General features: G+C 61.2%; 31 protein-coding genes. 29 read left to right on the top strand and 2 right to left on the bottom strand.

From position 1 onward, the window contains the following. Positions 1-294 precede the first annotated feature (294 nt). From O0J73_RS07325 to O0J73_RS07215, 23 genes are all read left to right on the top strand, one after another. Positions 295-600 (top strand): hypothetical protein, encoded by a 306-nt coding sequence (locus O0J73_RS07325; RefSeq protein WP_308308367.1) that lies wholly within the window; start codon positions 295-297, stop codon positions 598-600. Continuing rightward, complete coding sequence (locus tag O0J73_RS07320; RefSeq protein ID WP_308308366.1) at positions 503-1,369, top strand: ArdC-like ssDNA-binding domain-containing protein; 867 nt, start codon at positions 503-505, stop codon at positions 1,367-1,369. Before O0J73_RS07325 ends, O0J73_RS07320 begins: the two co-directional genes overlap by 98 nt. A 120-nt stretch (positions 1,370-1,489) precedes the next feature. Next, complete coding sequence (locus O0J73_RS07315; protein WP_308308365.1) at positions 1,490-2,527, top strand: YadA-like family protein; 1,038 nt, start codon at positions 1,490-1,492, stop codon at positions 2,525-2,527. Between the two features lie 672 nt (positions 2,528-3,199). Then, positions 3,200-3,664: a JAB domain-containing protein gene (locus O0J73_RS07310; RefSeq protein ID WP_308308364.1), complete on the top strand. Its 465-nt coding sequence runs from the start codon at positions 3,200-3,202 to the stop codon at positions 3,662-3,664. Between the two features lie 49 nt (positions 3,665-3,713). Then, positions 3,714-4,331 (top strand): ankyrin repeat domain-containing protein, encoded by a 618-nt coding sequence (locus O0J73_RS07305; RefSeq protein ID WP_308308363.1) that lies wholly within the window; start codon positions 3,714-3,716, stop codon positions 4,329-4,331. A 90-nt stretch (positions 4,332-4,421) separates the two neighbouring features. Continuing rightward, on the top strand, positions 4,422-4,622 hold the full coding sequence (locus tag O0J73_RS07300; RefSeq protein ID WP_308308362.1) for a hypothetical protein: 201 nt from the start codon (positions 4,422-4,424) through the stop codon (positions 4,620-4,622). Then, positions 4,619-5,626: a zincin-like metallopeptidase domain-containing protein gene (locus O0J73_RS07295; RefSeq protein WP_308308361.1), complete on the top strand. Its 1,008-nt coding sequence runs from the start codon at positions 4,619-4,621 to the stop codon at positions 5,624-5,626. Before O0J73_RS07300 ends, O0J73_RS07295 begins: the two co-directional genes overlap by 4 nt. 278 nt (positions 5,627-5,904) lie before the next feature. Continuing rightward, positions 5,905-6,126: a hypothetical protein gene (locus tag O0J73_RS07290; protein WP_308308360.1), complete on the top strand. Its 222-nt coding sequence runs from the start codon at positions 5,905-5,907 to the stop codon at positions 6,124-6,126. Further along, on the top strand, positions 6,126-6,413 hold the full coding sequence (locus tag O0J73_RS07285; protein WP_308308359.1) for a hypothetical protein: 288 nt from the start codon (positions 6,126-6,128) through the stop codon (positions 6,411-6,413). Before O0J73_RS07290 ends, O0J73_RS07285 begins: the two co-directional genes overlap by 1 nt. 65 nt (positions 6,414-6,478) lie before the next feature. After that, on the top strand, positions 6,479-6,700 hold the full coding sequence (locus tag O0J73_RS07280) for a hypothetical protein (RefSeq protein ID WP_308308358.1): 222 nt from the start codon (positions 6,479-6,481) through the stop codon (positions 6,698-6,700). A 6-nt stretch (positions 6,701-6,706) separates the two neighbouring features. Then, positions 6,707-7,153, top strand: coding sequence for a DUF6573 family protein (locus O0J73_RS07275; RefSeq protein ID WP_308308357.1), 447 nt, complete (start codon positions 6,707-6,709; stop codon positions 7,151-7,153). Positions 7,154-7,263: 110 nt separating this feature from the next. Then, entirely contained in the window at positions 7,264-7,497 is a 234-nt protein-coding gene (locus tag O0J73_RS07270; RefSeq protein ID WP_308308356.1) for a hypothetical protein, read from the top strand. Between the two features lie 106 nt (positions 7,498-7,603). Continuing rightward, a complete protein-coding gene (locus O0J73_RS07265) occupies positions 7,604-7,984 on the top strand; it encodes a hypothetical protein (RefSeq protein ID WP_308308355.1) in 381 nt (126 codons plus the stop codon). A gap of 144 nt (positions 7,985-8,128) precedes the next feature. Further along, entirely contained in the window at positions 8,129-8,284 is a 156-nt protein-coding gene (locus O0J73_RS07260; protein ID WP_308308354.1) for a hypothetical protein, read from the top strand. Further along, positions 8,284-8,877, top strand: coding sequence for a ParA family protein (locus tag O0J73_RS07255; protein WP_308308353.1), 594 nt, complete (start codon positions 8,284-8,286; stop codon positions 8,875-8,877). Before O0J73_RS07260 ends, O0J73_RS07255 begins: the two co-directional genes overlap by 1 nt. Before the next feature lie 25 nt (positions 8,878-8,902). Beyond that, positions 8,903-9,076 (top strand): hypothetical protein, encoded by a 174-nt coding sequence (locus O0J73_RS07250; RefSeq protein ID WP_162376397.1) that lies wholly within the window; start codon positions 8,903-8,905, stop codon positions 9,074-9,076. Next, positions 9,063-9,356 carry a hypothetical protein gene (locus tag O0J73_RS07245; RefSeq protein ID WP_308308352.1) on the top strand — a complete coding sequence of 98 codons (294 nt, stop codon included), beginning with the start codon at positions 9,063-9,065 and terminating at the stop codon, positions 9,354-9,356. The genes O0J73_RS07250 and O0J73_RS07245 overlap by 14 nt, the downstream gene beginning before the upstream one ends. Before the next feature lie 292 nt (positions 9,357-9,648). Continuing rightward, complete coding sequence (locus tag O0J73_RS07240; RefSeq protein ID WP_274381855.1) at positions 9,649-9,783, top strand: hypothetical protein; 135 nt, start codon at positions 9,649-9,651, stop codon at positions 9,781-9,783. Positions 9,784-9,796: 13 nt separating this feature from the next. Continuing rightward, positions 9,797-10,057, top strand: coding sequence for a hypothetical protein (locus O0J73_RS07235; protein ID WP_308308351.1), 261 nt, complete (start codon positions 9,797-9,799; stop codon positions 10,055-10,057). Positions 10,058-10,119: 62 nt separating this feature from the next. Then, positions 10,120-10,344 carry a hypothetical protein gene (locus O0J73_RS07230; RefSeq protein ID WP_308308350.1) on the top strand — a complete coding sequence of 75 codons (225 nt, stop codon included), beginning with the start codon at positions 10,120-10,122 and terminating at the stop codon, positions 10,342-10,344. 8 nt (positions 10,345-10,352) lie between these two features. Then, a complete protein-coding gene (locus O0J73_RS07225) occupies positions 10,353-10,658 on the top strand; it encodes a hypothetical protein (RefSeq protein WP_308308349.1) in 306 nt (101 codons plus the stop codon). Next, positions 10,655-11,176, top strand: a complete 522-nt coding sequence (locus O0J73_RS07220; protein WP_308308348.1) for a hypothetical protein — start codon at positions 10,655-10,657, stop codon at positions 11,174-11,176. Before O0J73_RS07225 ends, O0J73_RS07220 begins: the two co-directional genes overlap by 4 nt. A 58-nt stretch (positions 11,177-11,234) precedes the next feature. Continuing rightward, positions 11,235-11,777, top strand: coding sequence for a HEPN domain-containing protein (locus O0J73_RS07215; RefSeq protein WP_308308347.1), 543 nt, complete (start codon positions 11,235-11,237; stop codon positions 11,775-11,777). 13 nt (positions 11,778-11,790) lie between these two features. On the opposite strand, the gene O0J73_RS07210 is transcribed toward O0J73_RS07215, so the two are convergent. Both O0J73_RS07210 and O0J73_RS07205 read right to left on the bottom strand, forming a co-directional pair. Further along, positions 11,791-13,047: a hypothetical protein gene (locus O0J73_RS07210; RefSeq protein WP_308308346.1), complete on the bottom strand. Its 1,257-nt coding sequence runs from the start codon at positions 13,045-13,047 to the stop codon at positions 11,791-11,793. Positions 13,048-13,125: 78 nt separating this feature from the next. Then, positions 13,126-13,995 carry a hypothetical protein gene (locus O0J73_RS07205; protein WP_308308345.1) on the bottom strand — a complete coding sequence of 290 codons (870 nt, stop codon included), beginning with the start codon at positions 13,993-13,995 and terminating at the stop codon, positions 13,126-13,128. A 643-nt stretch (positions 13,996-14,638) separates the two neighbouring features. Between O0J73_RS07205 and O0J73_RS07200 the strand changes: the two genes are divergently transcribed. From O0J73_RS07200 to O0J73_RS07175, 6 genes are all read left to right on the top strand, one after another. Beyond that, positions 14,639-15,037, top strand: a complete 399-nt coding sequence (locus O0J73_RS07200; RefSeq protein WP_308308344.1) for a hypothetical protein — start codon at positions 14,639-14,641, stop codon at positions 15,035-15,037. Between the two features lie 32 nt (positions 15,038-15,069). Further along, positions 15,070-15,708 carry a hypothetical protein gene (locus O0J73_RS07195; RefSeq protein WP_308308343.1) on the top strand — a complete coding sequence of 213 codons (639 nt, stop codon included), beginning with the start codon at positions 15,070-15,072 and terminating at the stop codon, positions 15,706-15,708. 54 nt (positions 15,709-15,762) lie between these two features. After that, positions 15,763-15,975 (top strand): hypothetical protein, encoded by a 213-nt coding sequence (locus tag O0J73_RS07190; RefSeq protein WP_308308342.1) that lies wholly within the window; start codon positions 15,763-15,765, stop codon positions 15,973-15,975. 5 nt (positions 15,976-15,980) lie between these two features. Then, positions 15,981-16,868 (top strand): hypothetical protein, encoded by an 888-nt coding sequence (locus O0J73_RS07185; protein WP_308308341.1) that lies wholly within the window; start codon positions 15,981-15,983, stop codon positions 16,866-16,868. Between the two features lie 74 nt (positions 16,869-16,942). Next, positions 16,943-17,689 carry a hypothetical protein gene (locus O0J73_RS07180; protein ID WP_308308340.1) on the top strand — a complete coding sequence of 249 codons (747 nt, stop codon included), beginning with the start codon at positions 16,943-16,945 and terminating at the stop codon, positions 17,687-17,689. Between the two features lie 11 nt (positions 17,690-17,700). Continuing rightward, a complete protein-coding gene (locus O0J73_RS07175; protein ID WP_308308339.1) occupies positions 17,701-20,679 on the top strand; it encodes a TraM recognition domain-containing protein in 2,979 nt (992 codons plus the stop codon). The last annotated feature ends 2 nt before the right edge of the window (positions 20,680-20,681 follow it).

Raw genomic sequence — 20,681 nt, 5'->3', positions numbered from 1 at the left:
TGGGCGCGGACCACTGGCCTGGGGCCAGGACCATGGCCGCCAGAGGCGGCCTGCCTTCGGCCTGGAAAACACGCAACGCTTCACCCCCAGCCCAAGGCGTAGCCGCGGCGCGTCAGCGCCGCCAGGGCCTTCGCTCCTTCCCAGATCGCAGGCCGCCACAGGCGACCGTCCACGGCGCGACAGCGCCGTTACCGTGCCCACTGCGTTGGCGCAAGACCGTACCAGTTCGCAGGACCCAACTTGCGGGCCAGTCAACCTGCCGCAGACTGGACGGGGCATAGAGGAACCCGTCCCATGTCTGATCCGAACTTCACCGACGACGAAATCCTGATGGCGGCCGACCGCTTTGAGGTTGTGTGCGAAAAGCACGCAACCCGCATGCAGTTGGCTGACGAATGGTTCGTGCCGGGAAAGCATCACTCGACCATCGAGACTTGCTGCAAGTACGCCAGATCCGCGTTCGAGCGAGGGTATGACGTACACATCAAGTGGAAGGTGAAAGATGGATCGACACGAGTACCAGAGGCTGCAAGCCAGGAGTTTCTACGACAACCTGCGGGAAGGGATAGCCCCTCCGTTCTTTCGATGGCAAGACCCTGACACGCCACTGCCGCAGATTGGCGGGGAGCCTCGCGGTGTGTCTGGCTACTGCTTCGAAGCTGACAACGCGCTGCAGCTGGCCATGGCCGCCAAGGCGCAGGGCTTTCAGAGCCCTTATTGGCTGTCCACCGAGCAGGCCAATGCGGCCGGTGGCTACATCCGCAAAGGGGAGGTTGGTACGAAGATCCTGAAATGGATCCGCAAGGATGGCCAGCTATCCGAGCGTGTACCGGCCACAGTGTTCAACGCTGACCAGATCAAGGGCTTGAACCTGCCCAAGCAGAAGGGACTGACATCCGAGCAGCAAGCCACCCGACAAGCTGGGCTTGATGCCTTGATCACGCCGCGCAAGAAGACGCCGACCATGGATCAGTACAACGCACGGCTGAAGGAGGTCATGGCCGAAAAGTTTCCGGCGCAGGATGACGTGCAGGACAACGCCCGCATGGTACTGCGCCGCGAGTGCGCGGTCATGACTGGCCAGGCACGCTTGGGCCTGCCGCGAGAAGTCGAACCCGAACTCGCCCAGGAGTTGAAGCCCTTCATCGAGCACCGACCACATCCGCAAGAGGTAGTGCGGGCGCTGGATGACGCCTATGCGGCTTTGAAGGAAGTCGGCATCGAGCCACTGGTTTACGCGAACGTACCCAGGAAGGAAATGGCGCAGCAGCCGGTCAAGCCTGCCAGCGAGCCACGTCCGAAGCGAGAGCGCACGCAATCCAAGGCGAAAGAGAAGGGCAGAGAGCAATCCAACGACATTCCATTCTGACGAATGGGTTCGCAGATTTGATCAGACAAGGGGCGGAACAACCGTCCCTTCGTCTTGGAGGGGTTGCCGTAATCGGCATCGCTTCTAGGTTGGGTGTGGTCTCCCCACATTCTCTTCCTCATGAAAATGATTGCACTTCTCCTGGCGCTTGGCTTGATGGCCGGTGCCGCTCATGCACAAACCTTTAACCCGCAATTGGAGTCCTACGCTTGTGATGGAGCAAGCGCCACGGGATCCAGTTCCACGGCATGCGGTCCGTTCTCGGAAGCGAGTGGGAACGGATCGACTGCTTATGGTGACCAAGCCAGAGCAACCGACCAGGCTACGACCGCCACGGGCAACTATGCCGAAGCAACTGAGTCGGGAGCTACCGCTACGGGGGCTGAAACGGAGGCTAAGGGCGTCAATAGCACGGCCACCGGCTTTGGTGCCAAGGGAACTGGATCGAACTCCACGGCAACAGGTACACAGACCAATGCTTCTGGCAACAGCGCCACGGCTACGGGTGTTGCGGCAGAGGCGACCGGAGATTATTCCAGCGCCATGGGTGCAACGGCAAACGCTTCGGGACGTGCCGCCAACGCCACCGGCAACAACGCACGTGCTTCCGCTGACGGCGCTAACGCCTACGGTTCTGCAAGCTCGGCATCTGCTGCGAATGCTTCTGCGTTTGGACATGGATCTAATGCAAGTCATACCAACTCTGTCGCCATTGGCGCCAACACTCGAACCACACAAGCAAACGAAGTCGCCATGGGAAATCGCAAGGTGACGCAAGTCGCCAACGGTTCAATCTCACAAGGTTCGACCGATGCAATCAATGGCGGCCAGTTGTGGGAAGCCCTGCAAGGGTTGGGCGGATCGAGCTTTGACGAGACCCTATGGAACGACCGCTGGGAGAATATCAACAACCGGTTCGGCCAAATCGACAAACGCTTGAACGGCTTGGGCGCACAGATGGGTGCCATGAGCATGATGGCCGCCACCCCTGGCGAGGGAGGAATGACTGTCGGTGTGGGCTTCTCTGGCGGTGAGACGGCTCTTGCTGTGGGCTGGTCTCGCCGATTGAATGAACGAGCCAGCATTGCTGTAGGTGCCTCCTTCGGCGGTGGCAACAAGGCCGTCATCGGTGTTGGCCTTCGGATCGGAGGTCGCTAATGAAATTCGTCCTTCTCGCCCTCCTGCTACTCCTGCCATTTGCATCTCACGCGGGTCAACTGTCTTCGGACTTCCGCGGCAAGATCGTGGACTCTCACGGCCTGCCGGTGGCCGGTGCAATCATGCTCGTGGAGCATGTCGAAACCGGTCGCATTACGCGGCACGTGGCCAACGGCAAGGGTCGATGGCATGCCATTGGCAAACGCTCGGATGGTACGTATCGAGTGTCCTGCTACGCTCCTGGGAGCGATGTTCCCGCAGTGCGCTTCGAGGGTCGCGTGGCCTTGGGCCAGACGCATCTTCGCAACTGCGTCATCGGTCAGGTCGGCGCACACTCACCCTCGTGGCTGTCGTCTTGGCAGTGGCGGCAAGCGCCAGGCGAGCGATACGTTCTGCATTGATCGGGTTCCCGTAGGAAGCTGGGTCTCGACAACCTTCATGGGGCTTCTGTACGGGGGAAGCGGCGCTCAGGCGCCGTTTCCTTTTGTGGAACATGCGTATCTCTGGCGCGCGGTCGGGCTACGGACACTTTGCCGGGTCGGTCCAAGCCGCAAGGCTGGCGCCTGCTCCACTGTGTTTCGCCCGCGAGCGCAAGCGCTCGGGTGCGGCCCGGCCTGGTGGCCCCGGCGGCGGTCCTGCGCACGCCAATCCGGCGCGCCAGAGGAAACACCAATGAGAGTTCCCAAGCCGCTCACGACTGAGCAGAACCGCCTGATCGAGCAAGCCGAAACCCTCATGCGCTCCCGTATCCGGAGCGATGACATGCAACTCTCTGATCCGTCCACCGCAGGTTCGATGTTCCGCTACCGGCTGGCCAGCCACGACCGGGAAGTGCTTTCGATCGCCTTCCTCAATACACGCCACAAGGTCATTGCGGTGGAAGACCTCTTCGCAGGTACCCTTGACGGTTCGGAAGTCCACACGCGGGAAATCGCCAAACGCGCCCTGGAGCTGAACGCCGCAGCGATCATCATGGCTCACAACCATCCGTCGGGCTCGTTGGAACCCAGCGCCGCCGACAACGCAGTGACCACCCGCTGCAAGCAAGCGCTCGCCCTCGTGGACATTCGTCTCCTGGACCACTTCGTGGTGTCCGCCGAAGGCTACACCTCGTTGGCTGCGCGTGGCTGGGTCTGACCCAGCCCTACGGGGTTGTCCGCAACGGCAACCCTTTCACAATGATTCGATGACCAAGGCACATCGCGCCCTGCTGGATCTCGTTCGAGAACGCACAGGGCCAACGCACCCCAACTACACGGCGCTGCTGCGAGCCAGGGGAGATGTGCGGGCCATGGCCCACGTCCTGGGAGTGAGGGGCGTAGACCCGGACAGCTCAGACCTGGAAGGCTCAACTATCCTTCACCAGCCGGACGTGTCCTATGGCGTGGTCCAGCTGCTGTTGGCAGCAGGTGCCGACCCCGACGCACGCTGGTACGGCGGCCATGGCCGCACGCCACTGTACTTCGCCACTGTTCCGGGCGTACCGACGCTGCTGTATGAAGCTGGCGCTGATCTGGAACATCGCGATGTCAGCGGCCTGACGCCGCTGCTGTTCAACATCCAGTACGGCGCCGTGGACATGGTGGACGAGCTGCTTGGGCTGGGGGCGGACGACGCCGTTCACGACGACGCTGGACTGGATGTGTTCGACTACACCAGCCGTGTGCCCACGCAAGCAATCGCTGAGCAGTTGGCCACGATCTTGCAGCGCCATCGCGCCTTACGGGCGAAGGAACGAAGGGAGGGGCTTGTAGCCGTCGTCCGACCTGGGTTGCGGCAGTGCGAGCCGCAGCGCCACTTGTAGTTTGCGCTTCGCTTCGCATTTTTCGGAGAGCCATCTTCCAGATGGCACGGCGCTGCCTAATGTGGGAGTTCCTTCACTCGGAGTCCTCCCATGGAAGACGCCATCTCACTGAGCGACGCCTTGGACGCGGCGCTTCGCTACCGTGTCGTTCGTACTCCTGACGGGGTGGTGATCCAGCCAGGAACGGCCGATGACTACTTGCTGGATATCGAGCAGGCCGTGGAGAAGGTACGAATCTCGTTGGAGCGGGGAGATCTGGTCATCACAGACGAAAGCTCCGAAGACGAATGAAGTACGCGGAGCTGGCGCAGCAACAGGCGCAACTCCTGATTGAACTGATGGCGCAAGGAAAGCCCTTCCTGCCGTTCTTGAAGCCGGGCGATCCCCGCACCGTGAACAACCTGCCGTACAACCCGACAACGGGTAAGGTGTACAGGGGCGGAAACCGGGTCATGTTGTGGATCGCCAGCATGGTCAATGGCTGGGAAGACAATCGCTGGGTGACCTTCAAGCAAGCGCAGGCGCTTGGCGCGTTCGTGAAGAAAGGATCGAAGTCCATCCAGTTGCGTTACACGATCTATCCCGACGAGAAGGGAGCCAGGTCTTCGCCGGTTCACGAGCACGGGAATGTACCTGTTGTCAGACCCGAGAGCGACAAGGTCAAGACGTTCTTCTTCAACGTCTTCAATGCCTCCCAGGTGGAGGGTCTTCCACCGCCTCCGCCGCGCCCGGAGACAACCCCGGTGCAGCGGATCGAAAGGTGCGAGGCCTTGCTGAAGGCCTCGGGCGTTCCGATTGTGTACGGAGCATCACAGCCCCATTACTCACCGCGTTCTGACCAGATCGGATTGCCGTACCCGGAACGCTTTGTCAGTCCGGAAGCCTTCTACAGCACAGCACTGCACGAACTGGCCCATGCAACTGGCCATCCATCCCGACTGGATCGCGACTTGTCAGGCGCATTCGGGTCAGAGAGCTACGCTCGCGAGGAAGTCATTGCTGAAACCGCATCGCACATCATGGGCGTTGAGTTGGGAATAGGGCACGATCCTAGTCAGCACGCAGCGTACATCCATCACTGGATCAAGATTGCGAAGGAAGACCCGAACTTCCTTTACTCGGCCGCATCGGTAGCAGAGAAGGTGTGTGACTTCGTCGGGCTTGAACGCTACCGGTTTGAGCCGTTGCTGGACGAACCAGAGGTAGAAGTTGATCCTCGATCGGTGGAAGTCCCTGCACTGGAACAGGCGTCGGTTCCCTCCTTGATCCACGTGCCAGGAATGGAAATGGCATAGGGCCTCCTGCGGATCGCGCCCGTCGTCTTTCGACCGATCACGGATCGGCCCTGCGGGCTTGGTCGCTGGCCCACCATTCTTCTGATCGCTCTTCGAGGCGGGAATGCCTTCCGCCGGCGCTTGTCCTGTCAATGGTCGCTCCAGCGACCCGTGTCCTCGACTGCGTCTGCGGGCCGCGCCAGCCACTGGTGCTTCTTCCATTGACAGCGCGCCGCCTGCCGGCGGCCGGTCCCCATACGGGAACATCGCGGGGGCGTGTCCCCGTGTGGGAACCAACAATGAGCTGGAAAGCTGCACTAACTTCCTACGACGCCCACTTGGCCGACGACGGGCGGATCGTGCGCAAGGGGAAGACCTTGGGCGTGGTGATCAAAGAGCAGAAGAACCGACTGCGGATCGAGTCGGTAGCGGGATCGCTACTGGCAAGCGGCCCCATCGAGCCACGAACCGTTGAGCGGTTCGTTGAGAGTTTCTGGTACTGGAAGAAGGAGTGCCACTGATGGCCACGTATCGCTTCAATCTCCGGCTAGACCGGATCGTGCCCCACACCGCTACCGTCGAGGTGGAGGCCGACAACATCGCCGACGCGATCCAACAGGTACGCGCCGCTGACGGCGATGGAGCTGTCTGGACGCCCGGGGGCAATGGCTACTGGGGCGATGACCTGGTGGTGGACGGCATGCACCGCGTCGAACCCGCACTGGACTTCCAGGTGGTGGCTGACCCTATCGAGGAACTGGGGCTGGCGTGGTTCAAGCGTATGGAAGCCAAGCAGGTGACCCCATGAGGCACCGGAAAGGTCCTGTCTCACCTGGCTACGTGCGCCGGACGTCCCCCACGGCCTGCAGCGTCATGCCCTTCACCGGCTCCACCACAGCAGACATGGAGCAGCTGCGGTTCCTTGCCCGGCAGTACGCCCAGCAGGTGCCGTTCGGCTTGGACTGGCCGGTGAATTTCTGGGCCGATCGTATCGGCTTTGATGCGGGCGACCACGCCGCGCGTTGCTGGCTCGATGGCTACTTCCAGCGGTTCACCCATCCGGCCATGCACGCCGGCAACAACACGAAGCACTGAAAGATCATGAGCAAAGACGACGAGAACAAGATTGTGTCCTTGGACCAGAATCGGATGGAAGCGTTCTGGGGAAAGCCCATTTCCATCTACACGCGCACCCAGGCGCTGGCCGACGGCGTGCTGGTAGACCTCACTGAAACCGCCCGCAAGTACGGATTCAAGATCCCATTTGCCTGCACGGAGACGGTCTGGCACTCACTGGATTGGCCGGTCGGCCACAAGCCCGGCAATGGACAGTCCACCGAAGGCCGCGTCCACGATGTGTTGATGATGGCGCGACTGGCAGCCAACGGCGCGGCCAAGGCCTGCGCGTCGGTGGCGGACTTCGATGTGCTGGTGGTGCCGGTCGAAGCAGAAGGCATCGTTCCCGAGACGGTTCGCTTGCGGCTGATGGTGTCTGGTGGCGACGGCGGCGAACCCGTGTTGACCTTGATGTTCTCTGGCGAGGACTAACCGGAGCGAAGCCGCCGCAAGGCGGCTTTCTTGTATCCACTCGCAGGCACAGGGGTTGCCGAAATCGGCCATGAGCCTAGGTTGGTAGGAACCTCCCCGAGAACCTGCCCATGTCCCGCTTCGCCATCCCTGACTACGACCGCGAACGAACCAAGAAACTTCATGAAGTGATTGTCTCCGGCAAGCCACGCAAGCTGCAGTCGTTCTTGAAGAAGCACGACGGCTCCATCGTCTTCGACGACGCCGTGTATGTCGATGGAACGGCATATGACCTGGCCAAGGCCCACATGCCCCAGCAGATTGCACGGCTAGACGCTCACATGCGCAAGCATTTCTATGACTAATGCACGGACCAGTCGGCGGATTGTCGATATGCGGCAACGGCAGAGATCGCTACGTGAGATTGCCGAAAGCGTCGGCCTGTCCAAGGAAAGGGTCAGGAACGTGCTGATGGAGCGAGGCGTACTGCCTCATCCGCCTCAGCCAGCAAGCAATCGAAAGAAGCGGCTGCAGCTCACCGAAGAGCAGCTGCACCAGAGGTATGGATGCACGCTGGAAGAGCTAGATCGCATTCAAGGCAACCGGATCATGGAAGACCGGGCGTCGCCGGCTGGTGTGTATCGCATACAGCGCAACAGGTATCTGAGGCTGAAACGAGGCTGGGCGTTTACGCTTCCCACGTGGTGGGCGCTATGGGTAGTGCATTGGCCCAACCGCATTCGCGGCAACCTGGTCATGGTGCCATTGAACACTGCCCAGCCCATCGGTCCAGGCAATGCCCAGATCATCACGCGTTCGGAGGTCATGAAACAGTGGCACGCCAGGAAGTGACGTTGGAGGACTGAACAACAAGCCGCCGCCTGGCGGCTTTTCTGTATCCGCTCGCAGCAACAGGGGTTGCCGAAATCGGCTTAGCTGATTGCATGGATATCAAGTGATATCCGCTGATATCACCCGATATCAAAGGACTTCCCCATGCGAACCAAGAAAACAAACGCCAACTTGTACCTGTACTCCTTCCTGGGCCTGCTGTTCGGCTTGGCTGCTTCCGTGGACGTGGGCTCGCTGGCCCAGCGAGGCGTGGACAACCAGACCAGCTACATCCAGGAGTCCACTCGGAGCCTGGACTAATGGTCCACCTGTCGGTCGTGTCTCCCAAGGGTGGAGTGGGAAAAACCATGCTGGCGTTGCAGCTGGCCGCGTCGTTTGCCCGAGACGGGTTGCGCACGTGCCTAGTCGATCACGACCCGCAGGGGTCTGCGTTGGTCTTCGGCAAGATTGCGCAGCGGGCTGGGGTTGAGCTGCCGTTCGTGCCCACCAACGCCCGAGTGAGTGGGTTTGACGTGTACATCCACGATCACCCGCCCGGGCTGGAAGAAGCTTATCCCTCGCGCATTGCTGTCGTCCCGACTCTGCTGGATCCGCCATCTTTCCTGATCCACCGCCGGGGGCTACGCCACCTGGAAGAGCGTGGGCTGGTCGTGGTGCCTGTGGCCTGCCGGTACCGATCGGACCGCAAACAACAGCGCGACCTGGTGGCCGCTCACTTTCTCGACCGCCCCGTGGTGAAGGACCGGGATGTGTACCCGACCTGCTACGGCCGAGGCCTGACGGCCGTGGACGCGCGGGGCATTCCCCATTTGTCCAAAGCCCAGAACGAAATCGCTCTACTGCGGACAGCAGTGGATGCAGCAATCGCCCTGACGAACAAACCCCATGAATGAGAGCCAGACAGCAAGGAACCATCCTATGACTCGCGCCCTGATCTGCCGCTCAAACGGCGAGCTGGAAGAAATCGACCTGAGGACCGCTACTCCCGAAGAGCAGGCACTGGCCATTCGCGACCACCGGGAGCTGGAACTTGTATTGATCCTGATCCGATCAATTCGCACTGTGGGGGAGGCCGCACGTGAGCTGGAATGACCTAGACGCCGACGACCTAGCCAAGGTCTCGTTCACCACGCAAGCCCAGGGTGTACGCATCCAGCGTGAGCCCGGCCCGCCGAAGATCTACGTGGAGGCCGGCGCAGCTTTGGATACCAAGCCTATGCTGTTGCGCACGTCCAAAGCGCTTCATGACCGATTGGAACGGGTGGTCAATGGCAATCGAAGCGTGGCGCTGCAAGCCTTGATCGAAGAAGCGCTGGACCGTTTGGAGTCCGGGCAAGAGTGTTGGCGTGTGATATCGCGCGATATCGACTGATATCCACGGATATCAAGACCAAAAGCATAGATCTGGAACTAGGGCCTTGGCCGTTGCTCCGCACTTGGTTTTTAAGTGCTGAAATGCCCACGGACACAATCGCTCCACACCAAGCCCCGAACGGGGCTTTTTCTTTTCGCGTTGTTCGTAGCGTTTCGCAGTTCTGAGGGGTTGACAGCTTGCCGAAATCGGCTTTCTCCACATACTGGATATAGGCAATCGAAAGCATTCAAACCCCATAAACCGAGGGTTTTAAGCAAAGAAGGCCACCCATCACAACCGGAGCCAAGCCATGAGCATCTTTGACCGTATTGCCCACTCCCAAGAACACAGCTTCATTGCCCTGCGTACCAATGGCTTGTTGGCCATGGCCCTCACCGGACTGGCTGTTCTGACCGCCACCATCCTGCCTGCCATCGTCGCCTGATCGGAGACCGCACATGACAATTTCAGTTATCCGCCCTTTCTCCAACGAAGACGCAGCCGCTGTTGAGAAGGCAGCCGCACGCTTCTGCACGCGCCACGGTATCCAACGGGACGCTGATAGTTCCGACCACCTGAGCGTTCAAGTAAACCTTCTTGACGCATCCGACACCCATCTGGGGCAGTTGTGGCAGGCCTGCTTCTGCCGAGCCGTTGGCCTTCCCTACGACAGTCGGCTGACGGTGGCTTTCGGGCATCTGGGCTTCCAAATCGATTGACCCATTCCTGTCCGGCATCGTCTCAACAAACTTCCCTTCCTCCCCCCAATCGAGACTTCCCCATGAATATCACTGAACAGTCCCTCGTTGCCGGCATCGCCCTGGCCATCTCTGGCTCCATTATTTGGCTGGGTGCCAAGGCCTTCGACCAGGTAGAGGCCAACGCCACCTACTTCGAGCAAATGGCTGACATGGAACGGCAGCCAGCCGTTCTGGCAGAGGTAGCCCGCATCGAAGCGGAACGCAGGAAGCGGCAGGCCGAAGAGCACATCGCCCGCGCAAAGTAAGGCCTCCTGTGCGCATCCTTGAACACCACACCGATCCTGTTTCCGGCCACACCTACGCCGTCATCGTGAACCCGGTTGCCGACACTGCCCTGCCCACGCTGCGCTACCGCCTCATTCGGGCGATCTCCCCAAACTGGGTTCAGGAGGTCAACACGACTCGGTCGGTTTCGCGAACCTCCGGCATTGCCATCTACGAAGAGTTCGACTGCCTGGAAGAGTGGAAAGACCATCCCAGGTACGTGAGGCGGGTCGATGAGTTCAAGCAAAAAGCCTATTGCCTCGCCACCGCCCTCATTCCACGGAGCCAGAAATGAACTTCAATCCAACCTACTTCTCTTGCCTGCGGCAGGCCATCGAACATGGCTCGCTTTCCCGACTGGAAGAGGCCATGGCCTCCATCTATGAGGACTACCTGAAACGCACGGGCCAACAGCGCCAGCACATCGAGTACAACTTGCACTCGCTGCCGGATACGTACAGTGTCGTGGTGGACGTCAGGGGCGAAGACGACATCACCGCGCTCATGCTGGCCTGCCTGCTGTACCAAGAGGAGGTAAAACGGGGCGACAGAGCGGGTGCATTGGTCCAGAACAACATCGCGCAGTGGCTACTGGAACATGATGCAAGCTTGGGCGCGGAGGGCTGTCGGCCGATAGTCAGAGCCGTAGACCGAAACACCGGCAAGACGGTGTATGTCCGAGGCCGGGGCAAGAACCTGATTGAAGCCCTGGGCTGGTCGGCGCTTCCTCCCAGCGTCCAGCAACACATGCAGCCCCGGCACTTCCAGCGAGAAGCCCGGCGCCAGGACTCACGGCTGGCGGTCGCCGCCTGATTTGTCCGCTCCGTTGGCTGGGTGCCACAATCTGGCCAATCGGGGAACCTGAACAGCCATGCCATCGAGAGCCAGCCTGACCTTCGACCACGCCATCCAGGACGCGGTTGATCTGATCAACCACTTCGACAAACTCAACGCCGTCCCGTCGCCACCGGAGAATGAAGTCCTCAAGCGAGCCAGCTTGGTCATGGCCTTGGCCGCGCTCGAAACCTACTTCGAGGACCGGTTGGTTGAGGCAGTAGAAGCAGTCACAGGAACGGGGGACGGGCAGCTATCCCAGTTCATGCGTGATAGCCTGGCCAACGACCTGAAGTATTTCCACACCCCCTCGACCGATCGTGTTCGACCGCTATTCCAGAAGTATCTGGGCGTGGACATCACCGAGTCTTGGAAGTGGAACATGATGGAGCCGGCCGCCGCCCGCAACGAACTGAACAGGCTGGCGAAGAAGCGTGGGGACATCGCTCACCGCTCTGTGCGGCCACAGAACGGCACACCTAGCAAGCACGCAGTCACCCGCGACGACCTGCGCCGCCACATCCATTTCATCCGTCAGCTGGTCGTGGCCACGGACGCGGCGCTGGCCCGGGCGGGCTAAGTCAGGCGCCCTTCTACCATCCCGCCTTCTTCATCTTGTCGAGTGCCTCGAGGATGGACTGCAGGTTAGTCAATGCGTCCGCGAAGCCGTCGGCAGCGTCAGCTGAGCTCGTTCCTTCAATCACCGCCTTGCTCAATGCTTGCTGCGACGAGGCCAGCTTGGGAAGTACCTCGCAATCAACATCGATGGAAATTAGACCATCCGCCCGGGCCATAGCATCTGCGGCATCGGCAGCGGAACGCAAGACGGCCTCATTCTGCACAGCTGAAAGTGCGCCGGCCCCAGCCTGAGGGTGGAGAAGCTTGGCGGCCGTGTAGTGGATGAAGGCCTGACGAACGGCCGTGGCCCTGGCTTGAGCTGTCAGCAGCGAAAGTCGACCGTGCGGTTGCCCAAAGCCGAGTGTCATGTCGTTCCCTAGCTGGTTAGCCAGGTTTTTACCGGTAGCAGGCGGGACAGGGTCCTTGCCAGCAGGGTCCATGAACGCCTTTTGAGCGTGGCACGCTTGCGGCGGAACATCGGCCAGCGGGTTTCTACCGGCGATCGTTTCGGCAATAGGATCCAGGTTGGGCTCAGTCGCAAGGTAGGCGTGGGCTAGTTCGAAGTCTGGCTGCGCCACTTTCTGTGTGTAATCCCTGACAATTGAGGCGCGCTTCGTCTGTTCGGCCAAGGTCATCCCTGTGCGCAGAAAGTTGATGAGCGTGAGGTAGGTGTCAAGACCCATGCCCATGGATTGGTAACTTCTGTCCCCGGGAATTCTATCCGCGCTACTACTAAGGTCGTGGGCGACGATGGCTCTGCATCGGCGGACAGAAAGATGCGATGCAACCTTGGCCTTCTTCTGAGCCTCATCGAAGGCCGTCATCGCCTGGGCGCGATCCTGCGGGAGATCTTTTCTCGCGGCACTGGATCGCTTCATGGACGCGACCAAGGCTGAGAAGCTGGTATCCGGAGGTGCCGTTGCCAGGTTGTCGAGCTCGGTCAGCCGCCGACGATAAGTCCCAATAGCTTGTCCAACCGAGAACTCGGCCATGTCACCGTCGCAGGCGAATGCCAAGAACTCATTCCTGGCTGTTTCGTCCGGGGGAGTGAATGCCATGAGTGCCGAAACACGACGATCACGAACTGCTGATCCAGCAAGCTGTTCGAGCCCTGTCGTTGTCGCCCCTAGCTTCTTGGACATCACTGCCTGATTGCGAAGAACCTGCTTATTCGCACACCCCACAGTAAGGCCGAGCGCGAACAGCACAGCTACACCACGAACCCACGCCATGACGCGCCTCCGGTGTTCTCTTAGACAATGTCCCCACGACCATGGAAAACGGGGGCTTGGGACGGGGCGGGCCACCGTTCATCGGATACCGGCAGGGGAATAGCCCAGGGCCGCGTTCAACCGCCGGCTGGCCTGCCCATACCTGGCCAGCGCTTCCGCTTCCAGCTCTGGGTCAGTCGGGAAGGCCTTCCGCTGGCGACGGGCCGACAGCATGGCCACCATGACAGCGTTGGCTTCCTCGTATTCCTGCTCGGCTTCTGCGCGCTCCTGGGCGGCTTTTCTTCGTGCGGCCAGTCGCCGCATACGCTCGGTGCTGGGCTTGACGGGGCGTGCTTCCAGCACTGGTGGTGGCACGCTCACGCCACCGGCCTTCCCCCGGCGCAGCTCACTGACGCTGGCCGATGTCAGCCACCAGTGGTCTAGGAAATCGCGCGGGTCGGTGCGGCGACCCATACCCACCACCCAAGCGTTAGCGTCGATGAGTTGCCACACGACGCGGCGGAAACTGTCGTCAGTCAGCAGGTAGACGGCCCGCCTCTTCTCGCGTGCCAAGGACTTGCCTGCCAGCCGGGCGAGCAGGTTCGCCAGCCCCTTGGACTGCTTGTCGCCGTAGCGCGCTGACACCCCCAGCATGCAAATTCCATCGTCGGTCTGGGCGGCGTAGACCCGCGAGCGCGGCATCGCGTGGCGGGCTCGCAGTGCTTCCCGATAAGCAGGCAGCGACACGGAAGAGGGCAGCGGCACGAGGTGGTTGTGCGACAGCAGAAGGGTGCGGGCGCGCTGCTCGCGCAGGTCTTCAGGAAGTTCAGGGACGGTCAGAAGGTCGGAGGACGCGCGGGACTGCTGGCAGCGGCGGCAGCACGCGAAGGCGTTCTCGGCAGTCAGTGGCCCGCCCAGGAAGGGGTGGACGCACGTGGCAATGACGGGCGCGGAGAACGAGCGGGGCACGTCGCGGATGTAGGGCTGGCGACACAGAGGGCAGTGTTCACCTGCAGCTTCAAGGACACGGTGGCGAGCGTAGAGGGGCAGGGTGGCACTGTGCGGAACATCGAGTGAGTCGATGGCGTTCTGGAAGTCGGCGAGCGTCAGGGTAGGGCAGGCGGGCGTCATTGGTTGGGGGAAGAGTGGCGCTGCATTGAGTGTGGCGCGGCTTGCGATGTTGGCAAGGGCAGCACGAGCAACGACACGACGATTGCGAGAGTGGAGTGCGTGGGATGCGCTGGACGCGAGAAGCAACGGCGCGAACTCATTGGCGAGAGGCGGGCGGCTGACGACTGTTTGCGTGGCGGTCGAAAGAGCGACGACGCGAGCGCAAAGCAGCTGGTCAGCCCATGGACAACACGCTCCTCACGGATTTGACGACCCTAATGGAAAGAGCCCCCGAAAGGCCGTGCAAGCCGTTGAGCCGCCAGCCTTTCGGCGCCTAATGGTCTTCCATTAGGTTTCTGGCGCAAAACAGCGCGAAACCGCTTTGCTGTTGCGTTCGCAGTTCCATTAGTGGGGTCTTGCCAACGTGCGTTTGCTTCATAGCTTGGATGGAGTCGATATCCAACTGTGTGAGCGAACGAACGTGGCAGGAAAAACAATCTCCGTGTGGTTGAAGGGCGATGAGGCCGAACGCTTCCAGGGCGCAGCCGACGAACGCGCCCTGTCGATCGCCGCGTTCCTGAAACGCGCAGCTGACGCAACCATGGACGCGCCCGACCCACGCGACGTGCTGCGTGCCTTCGCCACGGAACTTCGCGCCGACTTGCGCGCTGACCTTCGAGGTGAGGCGGCCAAGGTCGCTGAGGCCGTCGCTCTCATTGCCGAACGCCAAGAAGAAATTCGCGGGCTGTTCCACCGCTTCCTCAACGACTTGAACGAGCAGCAGATCAACGCCGTGAAAGTCGCGGTCGAGGTCGGCCGGCAGCACGGCCAGGCCGAAGCCATGCAAGCGATGGGCGCCAAACCCTCATACCGATCCAGTCCACCTCCGCCGCTTGGCTGAGCCATCTCCCCCCGCCCCAAGGAACTGCCCACATGAAGAACCTGATCGTCTCCCTCTCCGTTGTCGCCATTCTGGCAACGTCCGTTGCTCCGGCCATAGCCCAAGACGCAACCTCACCCCCAATCGAAACGGCCAAGCCCGACAAGCCCAAGGCCGACAAGAAGCGCTTGTGGAAAGCGGGTGGGCTTGGCTGCCTGACCGGCGGCGCCGTCGCTTTGCTGTCGGGAAAGAAGGACAAAGCAATCGCAGCATGTGCGGTGGGTGCTGCCATCGGCTCGGTGGCTTCTTACAAGAAGCAGATGGACGAAGCCCGCGAACTGGCCGCCCAGGCGCAAGCCGCCGGCATGACGGCCACCATCGCAACCAAAGAGGCCACCGCCCAGTCGGGCGAGAAGGTCGAGGCTCTGGACAGCGTGTCTATCACTTACGACCCGTCCAGCATGTCCGCCCGTGATCCGCAGACGGTCGCCGTGCTCGACAAGATCTCTGCATTGGCCAAGCGCTCAAAGGAGCCGCTGACGATCAGCGCCGAAGGCCGCGACAAGCACGCCTGTCAGATCCCCCTGGCCGAACTGTCAGCCCGCGACACCTTCCCGCCGGCCAAGGCAATCGACAAGTGCGGGCAAGGCAAGCCGCAGCTGGTCATCACCCCAGTGCCCGACCTGACCTGACCACCACTGGCCGGTTGCGGCAGCGAGACCGGCCACTTTCGCGAGGACTTCCCCATGCGCAACACCACCATCCAACTCACCGCTCATCCCGCCCCCTTCAAAGGCCTGACTGCCGAAGACATCCGGGCGTTCTTCTTGGAGCAGCCCTTCCAGTTGCCGGCCGAGCCAGCTCCGTTCCAGGGCTACACGCCCGAGGAACTGGACCTTCCTTTTGCAGACGTGGCCGCCGATCCGACCTTCGCGGGTGGCGAGAGCGAGGAGCGCTAACGGCCATGAACGACCTGTTCTCCGACCTGGACGACCTTCCGGTTCCTCCCACACCGCCGGCACGCCCAGCGGTTCCGAACCTGGCCGATGGTTTGCGTAGCGCTGGTCTACTTTCGCACCCGCCGTCGGTAGATCCAGAGCCGTACTCTGTCATAGAGCCCGAGGCCGACGAGGTGGTGGAGGCTGTACTTGAGCCCGAGCCGGTACCTGTGTACGAACCCACCGTAGAGGATGTGTACGTTTCCGCGGTACCGGAGGAAGCGTTCCAACTCTTCACCGACGGAGAAGTCATGGCTGCGGGCGAGCTTTCCCCGGAGCCGGAGGTAGAGGTTGATGTTGATGTTGATGTTGCATCGGAAGTAATGCCCGAACCCGAACTGCAGTCCGGGCCTGAGCCGGTGGCGTCGTTCGCATCCACGCTGGTGATTGCGTCGCCCACCGTTGAAGCGTTGCCTGAGGCTAGCTCTCGTTCTGCTCCCGGCAGACGTTGGTACAGGGGAGGCGGTGCAGTCGTGTTGGCAGTGAGTGTCATTGGATGGCTGGCGTACGGCTCTAGTAACCAGGAGTCGTTGCCCACGCCGGTGCCAGTGCCCGCCCAGGCACTGGAGCCAGTGGCCGATGAAGCACCGGTTGTTCCTTTGGTGGTGGAGCCGGAAGCGCCAGCACCCGTCGAAGTCCCTGCCGCCCCGGCCATGCCAGAAGCACCGATCGCAGAGACCAAGGAAGTGCCAGCACCGGCACCCGAGCCCACGCCAGCCGCCCCAGCCAAGCCTTCCCCGAAACCGGTGGCGAAGAAGCCACAGAGCACGAAGCCCGCGGTCCAGCCTGCGCCCAAGCCCACGTGGCAGGACGACGCATTGGACAAGTTGGACGATTTGGAAAAGCGCCTATGAACTCGCAAGTTCAGGTGTTGCCGAAATCGGCCTCCGCATTAGCTTGAAATCATTCCCCAACTTCCCTTCATCGCATGATCCTTCGACTTCTCTTTCCTCATTTGCGGCGCAGTACACCCGGCAAGTTCTTTGCCTCCCATCTGCTGACCTTCTACGGTCGACTGTGCATCGGTGGACCCAAAGTGGATGACCTTCCCAAGCAAGCGCCTATCGAAGTGCGCGAGCGGATCGTGGGTACCTGGTTCAACCACAACGAAGACCGCCTTCCGGAAAGGCGCTTGGAGAAGTGGGAGTTGGGCCAGTTGAAGGCCGCACAGTTGCGCGACGAGGAAGAGAAGTGGGCGGCAGTTCGAGCGTTTCTCTACTCGGTCTGTCTGGTCCTAGTGCTGTATGGGTTGGGGGCAGGCGTCAACAAAGCGGCGTCAGGTATTGAAACCAGGTGGGCCAAGCACAAGGCCGAAGCCGCAGCCGAGGAAGCCCGCGAGTACGCGGCCAAGCGAGACACGCTGATGAAGGAGTGGGCTGCCGACATCGCTGGCTACTCCGCCAAGAAGTGCATTGACGAGGTGTCGGATCTGCGTGACCGCAAGACCGACCAGAAGCGTGACCGCTATACGGCCCTGCAACAGGCCTGTGCGGACAAGCGGGCCGACATCGAGAAGCTGGCCAAGACCTGGTCGCTGGACGACTGCACCAAGGCCGGTGTCCAGCTCAACAAGGTACTTGCCGACGGCGGTACTCACACCTGGGTCGATGAGCTGATTTTCCGCGGCCACTGCTACCCCACTTACGGCAATGCGCTTAAAGAGCGTCTGAAATAAGGATTCCCCCCATGCAAGCACCTGCCATACCCCAAGACACACTGAACCTGTTCAATAAGCTGGCATACGGCATTCGAGACGTGATCCTGCGTCGCCAGTCGGTCATCGCCGGCAAGACCAAGCGCAACTCCTGGGTCTACGACCGAGCACAGGAACGGTTCGACTACATCACCCAGGGCGAAGACCTGATCAACCTGGCCCCGGTACGCGTGGGCGAGCCGCTGGTCAATGTCGAGCCGGAACACCACGAGAAGTTGCGCGAGCTTGGCGCAATCGAAAAGAACGGCCAGTTCTTCATGCCGAAGCTGCTAGAAGACGAGCGCTGGGTGTTCAAGACCTGGTTCCCCAAGGCACCACCCGATCTGGTGTCGATGGATCTGAACTGGCATTTGACCCGAGACGGGCGACCCACCAACGGCTACATCATCCCTGAGGACGTGACGCGGGGTAACGACAGTACGGCCACGTCCTTCCTCATGGCCGCCTTCCCTGTGCTGTTCGCGGGTGGCTACGCAATGTCCCAGTTCCCCGTCGTGGGGCCGGGCATAGCTCTGGCAGTCACCGGACCGCTGTTGGCCTTGCACGCCTACGCTTTGTATCAGGCCGAAGGAGCGGGGACGCTTACCAAGGTATTGGCTATCTCCGGTGGTATTCCGCTGATGGCTGCGGGCCTGTCGGGAGATGTGCCCTTCCAGGTCGGCGGCAAGGCCATGCTTATCGGAGGTGTGACCATCGGTGCCATCGTGGCCTTTGCCAAAGCGCTGTCATCGAGTGAAAAGACTTCTGCGGTTTCGTCATTCTTCGGGAAGGTCGCCCACGTTCTGATGGTTGTGGGCACGCTGTTCGGGATGAACTACGCCCTGGGTCTGCTTCCTCCGTCATTGAACTGGCTCAAGCCCCTCAGCTGGTTCGTTGTTGCTTGTGCTTACCCGCTGTACTACACCGCCGGAAACCACATCGCCAGGACCGCGTTCTTTGACCTCATGACCAAGCGCGGTGCAGGCTCTGTCCACGGCTCAGCCACCCTGCTGGGCAAGACTTCCTCCTTCCGGATGCAGCAGATCCGGAGCGCGTTCCGAGACAAGACCCCGTTCCTGACACTGGGGACCGCGTTGGGCGTCCAGGCGAGGTACAACTTGTCGTTGGCCCCAGACCCTGGCCAGGTCATGGGCTATACGGTTGGCGATCAGTCAACCCACATGTTCTTGTTCGGAAAGACGGGTAAAGGCAAGACGCAAGCCATTCGCAAGCTCATGCTCGAACTGGCTGCGCTCGGCATGCCCATCGGCGCGCTGGTTGCCGACGGCAAGTGGGCCTTGGTGGCCGACACCCGTCCTTGGTACGACCTGATCATCGAGCCAGGCATCAAGTTCGCGCCCTTCCAGGGCCTGACATCGCTCACGCTCACCCAGGCGTTTGCCGAGGCGAACAACGAGTCCATGGATGACGCCGGCTCCATCTGGGTCCAGGTGGCAGGCCAAGCGCACCGCTACGGTTCGGCCATCCTCGAAGCATTGGTCGCGCACGAGAAGGTGCGCCGCGCGGCATACGAGCGGGAGCTTGACGCGATCGGTCTGCGGATCGAGCGGTTGGTCGCCCAGAAAATTCTGTTGGAGCGCAGCAACGCCGACCTTGCGGCCGTCACCGCTCGCTTGAAGGCCGAGGCCACCTTAGCCCGGACCTTGATGGGCAAGCTCAAAGCAGGGCGCACCTACCGCTGGGCGCCTGCCGCATACAGCAAGATCATCAATACGCTGGGCTCGGGCGTGAAAGGCACCGATGGTGTTTGGCGCCCAAGCGACAAAGCCCTGGCCCTGTTCGACTACTTGGGCTTCCGGGTCAAGAAGGAAGGCGAGGACGATGCGCTGTTCAACCAGCGCGTGGAGCTGGAGCCCGAGTCCATCCATCCCCACTTGGCCGACGAAAGCCGCGTGCTGTCCAACGCGATCTACTTCTTCACCGTGCCTTGGTTCCAGGGCAAGACCGAAGAGCAGCGCCAGTCGTTCCTCATGAACATCGACAAGGACCTGCAAGGCTTCATGCAAAACGACGAGCTGCGCGGCAGCACGATCGGGGGCGTGGACTGTGGGGATGAGGCCTGGTCGCACACAGAAGAGGGCGAAGACGTTCTGCAGTGCCTGTACGGCAAGAAGGTGGGCCTGAACCTGTCTGACCGCTACGGCAAGACTGCCAAGGTCATCCAGAAGCTGATCGAGAAGCGTGTGTTCGACGCAGCCCGTGAGCGCAACGAGAAGTATGGCGATGAGTGGCCGGAGAAGACGGGTCAGTCTTATGTCGTTGTGATCAAGGACGAGTGCCAGGACTTGGTGTCCCCAGCCGACGTGCGCATGGTCGCCGTGGGCCGCTCCATGGGCGTCCAGATGGTGTACGCGACCCAGAACTACGAGAGCTTGGACACCATCCTGCCCAGCGACGATGCCAAGGGTGCGTTCCTGTACAACTTCCGGTCGCGGATCATCTTTGAGGCCTCACCCAAGACCTACGACTACATCCAGCGGGATGCGGGTCGGACGATGAAGAAGAAGCTGACTGTCAGCGTGCAGGAGACCGTGGATACCAGCCGAACGCTGGACATGATCTATGCGTCCGCCTACACCGACCGAAATCACCCATCGGCATGGCGCTTCCGCGACATGGCACGCCGTGGATCCACTCGTTTGCAGGTCGTGATCGAAGGCATGAAGAACTACATGGGCCTGGCGCGGCGTGTTCCCTTGGAAGAGCAGCAGGACCAGAACTACTTCCCCGTGTACTCCAGCGGCAAGTACGAAGAAGGCCCGATCATCGAGATGACGGACATGACTTCCAGCTTGCTGGAAGAGGGGACGGCGCTCTTGTGCCTCAACCGCGCCGGCCACCCCCGGATCGACTTCGCCAAGATGGAATACATCGGCACCAAGGAGTTCGGTCGTCGCATGAAATCCATCCGAGCCGCCAAGGCCGAAGCCGCAATCACCGTAACCGCATAAGG

It is taken from the genome of Stenotrophomonas sp. Sm6012, from assembly GCF_030985895.1.
GTDB classification, from domain to species: Bacteria; Pseudomonadota; Gammaproteobacteria; order Xanthomonadales; family Xanthomonadaceae; genus Stenotrophomonas; species Stenotrophomonas forensis.
This window is presented reverse-complemented; position numbering and strand designations above follow the sequence as displayed.

Coding starts and splice junctions, on each gene's coding strand:
- O0J73_RS07325 (WP_308308367.1), top strand. CDS start 295: ATGTCTGATCCGAACTTCACCGACGACGAAATCCTGATGGCGGCCGAC.
- O0J73_RS07320 (WP_308308366.1), top strand. CDS start 503: ATGGATCGACACGAGTACCAGAGGCTGCAAGCCAGGAGTTTCTACGAC.
- O0J73_RS07315 (WP_308308365.1), top strand. CDS start 1,490: ATGAAAATGATTGCACTTCTCCTGGCGCTTGGCTTGATGGCCGGTGCC.
- O0J73_RS07310 (WP_308308364.1), top strand. CDS start 3,200: ATGAGAGTTCCCAAGCCGCTCACGACTGAGCAGAACCGCCTGATCGAG.
- O0J73_RS07305 (WP_308308363.1), top strand. CDS start 3,714: ATGACCAAGGCACATCGCGCCCTGCTGGATCTCGTTCGAGAACGCACA.
- O0J73_RS07300 (WP_308308362.1), top strand. CDS start 4,422: ATGGAAGACGCCATCTCACTGAGCGACGCCTTGGACGCGGCGCTTCGC.
- O0J73_RS07295 (WP_308308361.1), top strand. CDS start 4,619: ATGAAGTACGCGGAGCTGGCGCAGCAACAGGCGCAACTCCTGATTGAA.
- O0J73_RS07290 (WP_308308360.1), top strand. CDS start 5,905: ATGAGCTGGAAAGCTGCACTAACTTCCTACGACGCCCACTTGGCCGAC.
- O0J73_RS07285 (WP_308308359.1), top strand. CDS start 6,126: ATGGCCACGTATCGCTTCAATCTCCGGCTAGACCGGATCGTGCCCCAC.
- O0J73_RS07280 (WP_308308358.1), top strand. CDS start 6,479: ATGCCCTTCACCGGCTCCACCACAGCAGACATGGAGCAGCTGCGGTTC.
- O0J73_RS07275 (WP_308308357.1), top strand. CDS start 6,707: ATGAGCAAAGACGACGAGAACAAGATTGTGTCCTTGGACCAGAATCGG.
- O0J73_RS07270 (WP_308308356.1), top strand. CDS start 7,264: ATGTCCCGCTTCGCCATCCCTGACTACGACCGCGAACGAACCAAGAAA.
- O0J73_RS07265 (WP_308308355.1), top strand. CDS start 7,604: ATGGAGCGAGGCGTACTGCCTCATCCGCCTCAGCCAGCAAGCAATCGA.
- O0J73_RS07260 (WP_308308354.1), top strand. CDS start 8,129: ATGCGAACCAAGAAAACAAACGCCAACTTGTACCTGTACTCCTTCCTG.
- O0J73_RS07255 (WP_308308353.1), top strand. CDS start 8,284: ATGGTCCACCTGTCGGTCGTGTCTCCCAAGGGTGGAGTGGGAAAAACC.
- O0J73_RS07250 (WP_162376397.1), top strand. CDS start 8,903: ATGACTCGCGCCCTGATCTGCCGCTCAAACGGCGAGCTGGAAGAAATC.
- O0J73_RS07240 (WP_274381855.1), top strand. CDS start 9,649: ATGAGCATCTTTGACCGTATTGCCCACTCCCAAGAACACAGCTTCATT.
- O0J73_RS07235 (WP_308308351.1), top strand. CDS start 9,797: ATGACAATTTCAGTTATCCGCCCTTTCTCCAACGAAGACGCAGCCGCT.
- O0J73_RS07230 (WP_308308350.1), top strand. CDS start 10,120: ATGAATATCACTGAACAGTCCCTCGTTGCCGGCATCGCCCTGGCCATC.
- O0J73_RS07220 (WP_308308348.1), top strand. CDS start 10,655: ATGAACTTCAATCCAACCTACTTCTCTTGCCTGCGGCAGGCCATCGAA.
- O0J73_RS07215 (WP_308308347.1), top strand. CDS start 11,235: ATGCCATCGAGAGCCAGCCTGACCTTCGACCACGCCATCCAGGACGCG.
- O0J73_RS07210 (WP_308308346.1), bottom strand. CDS start 13,047: ATGGCGTGGGTTCGTGGTGTAGCTGTGCTGTTCGCGCTCGGCCTTACT.
- O0J73_RS07195 (WP_308308343.1), top strand. CDS start 15,070: ATGAAGAACCTGATCGTCTCCCTCTCCGTTGTCGCCATTCTGGCAACG.
- O0J73_RS07190 (WP_308308342.1), top strand. CDS start 15,763: ATGCGCAACACCACCATCCAACTCACCGCTCATCCCGCCCCCTTCAAA.
- O0J73_RS07185 (WP_308308341.1), top strand. CDS start 15,981: ATGAACGACCTGTTCTCCGACCTGGACGACCTTCCGGTTCCTCCCACA.
- O0J73_RS07180 (WP_308308340.1), top strand. CDS start 16,943: ATGATCCTTCGACTTCTCTTTCCTCATTTGCGGCGCAGTACACCCGGC.
- O0J73_RS07175 (WP_308308339.1), top strand. CDS start 17,701: ATGCAAGCACCTGCCATACCCCAAGACACACTGAACCTGTTCAATAAG.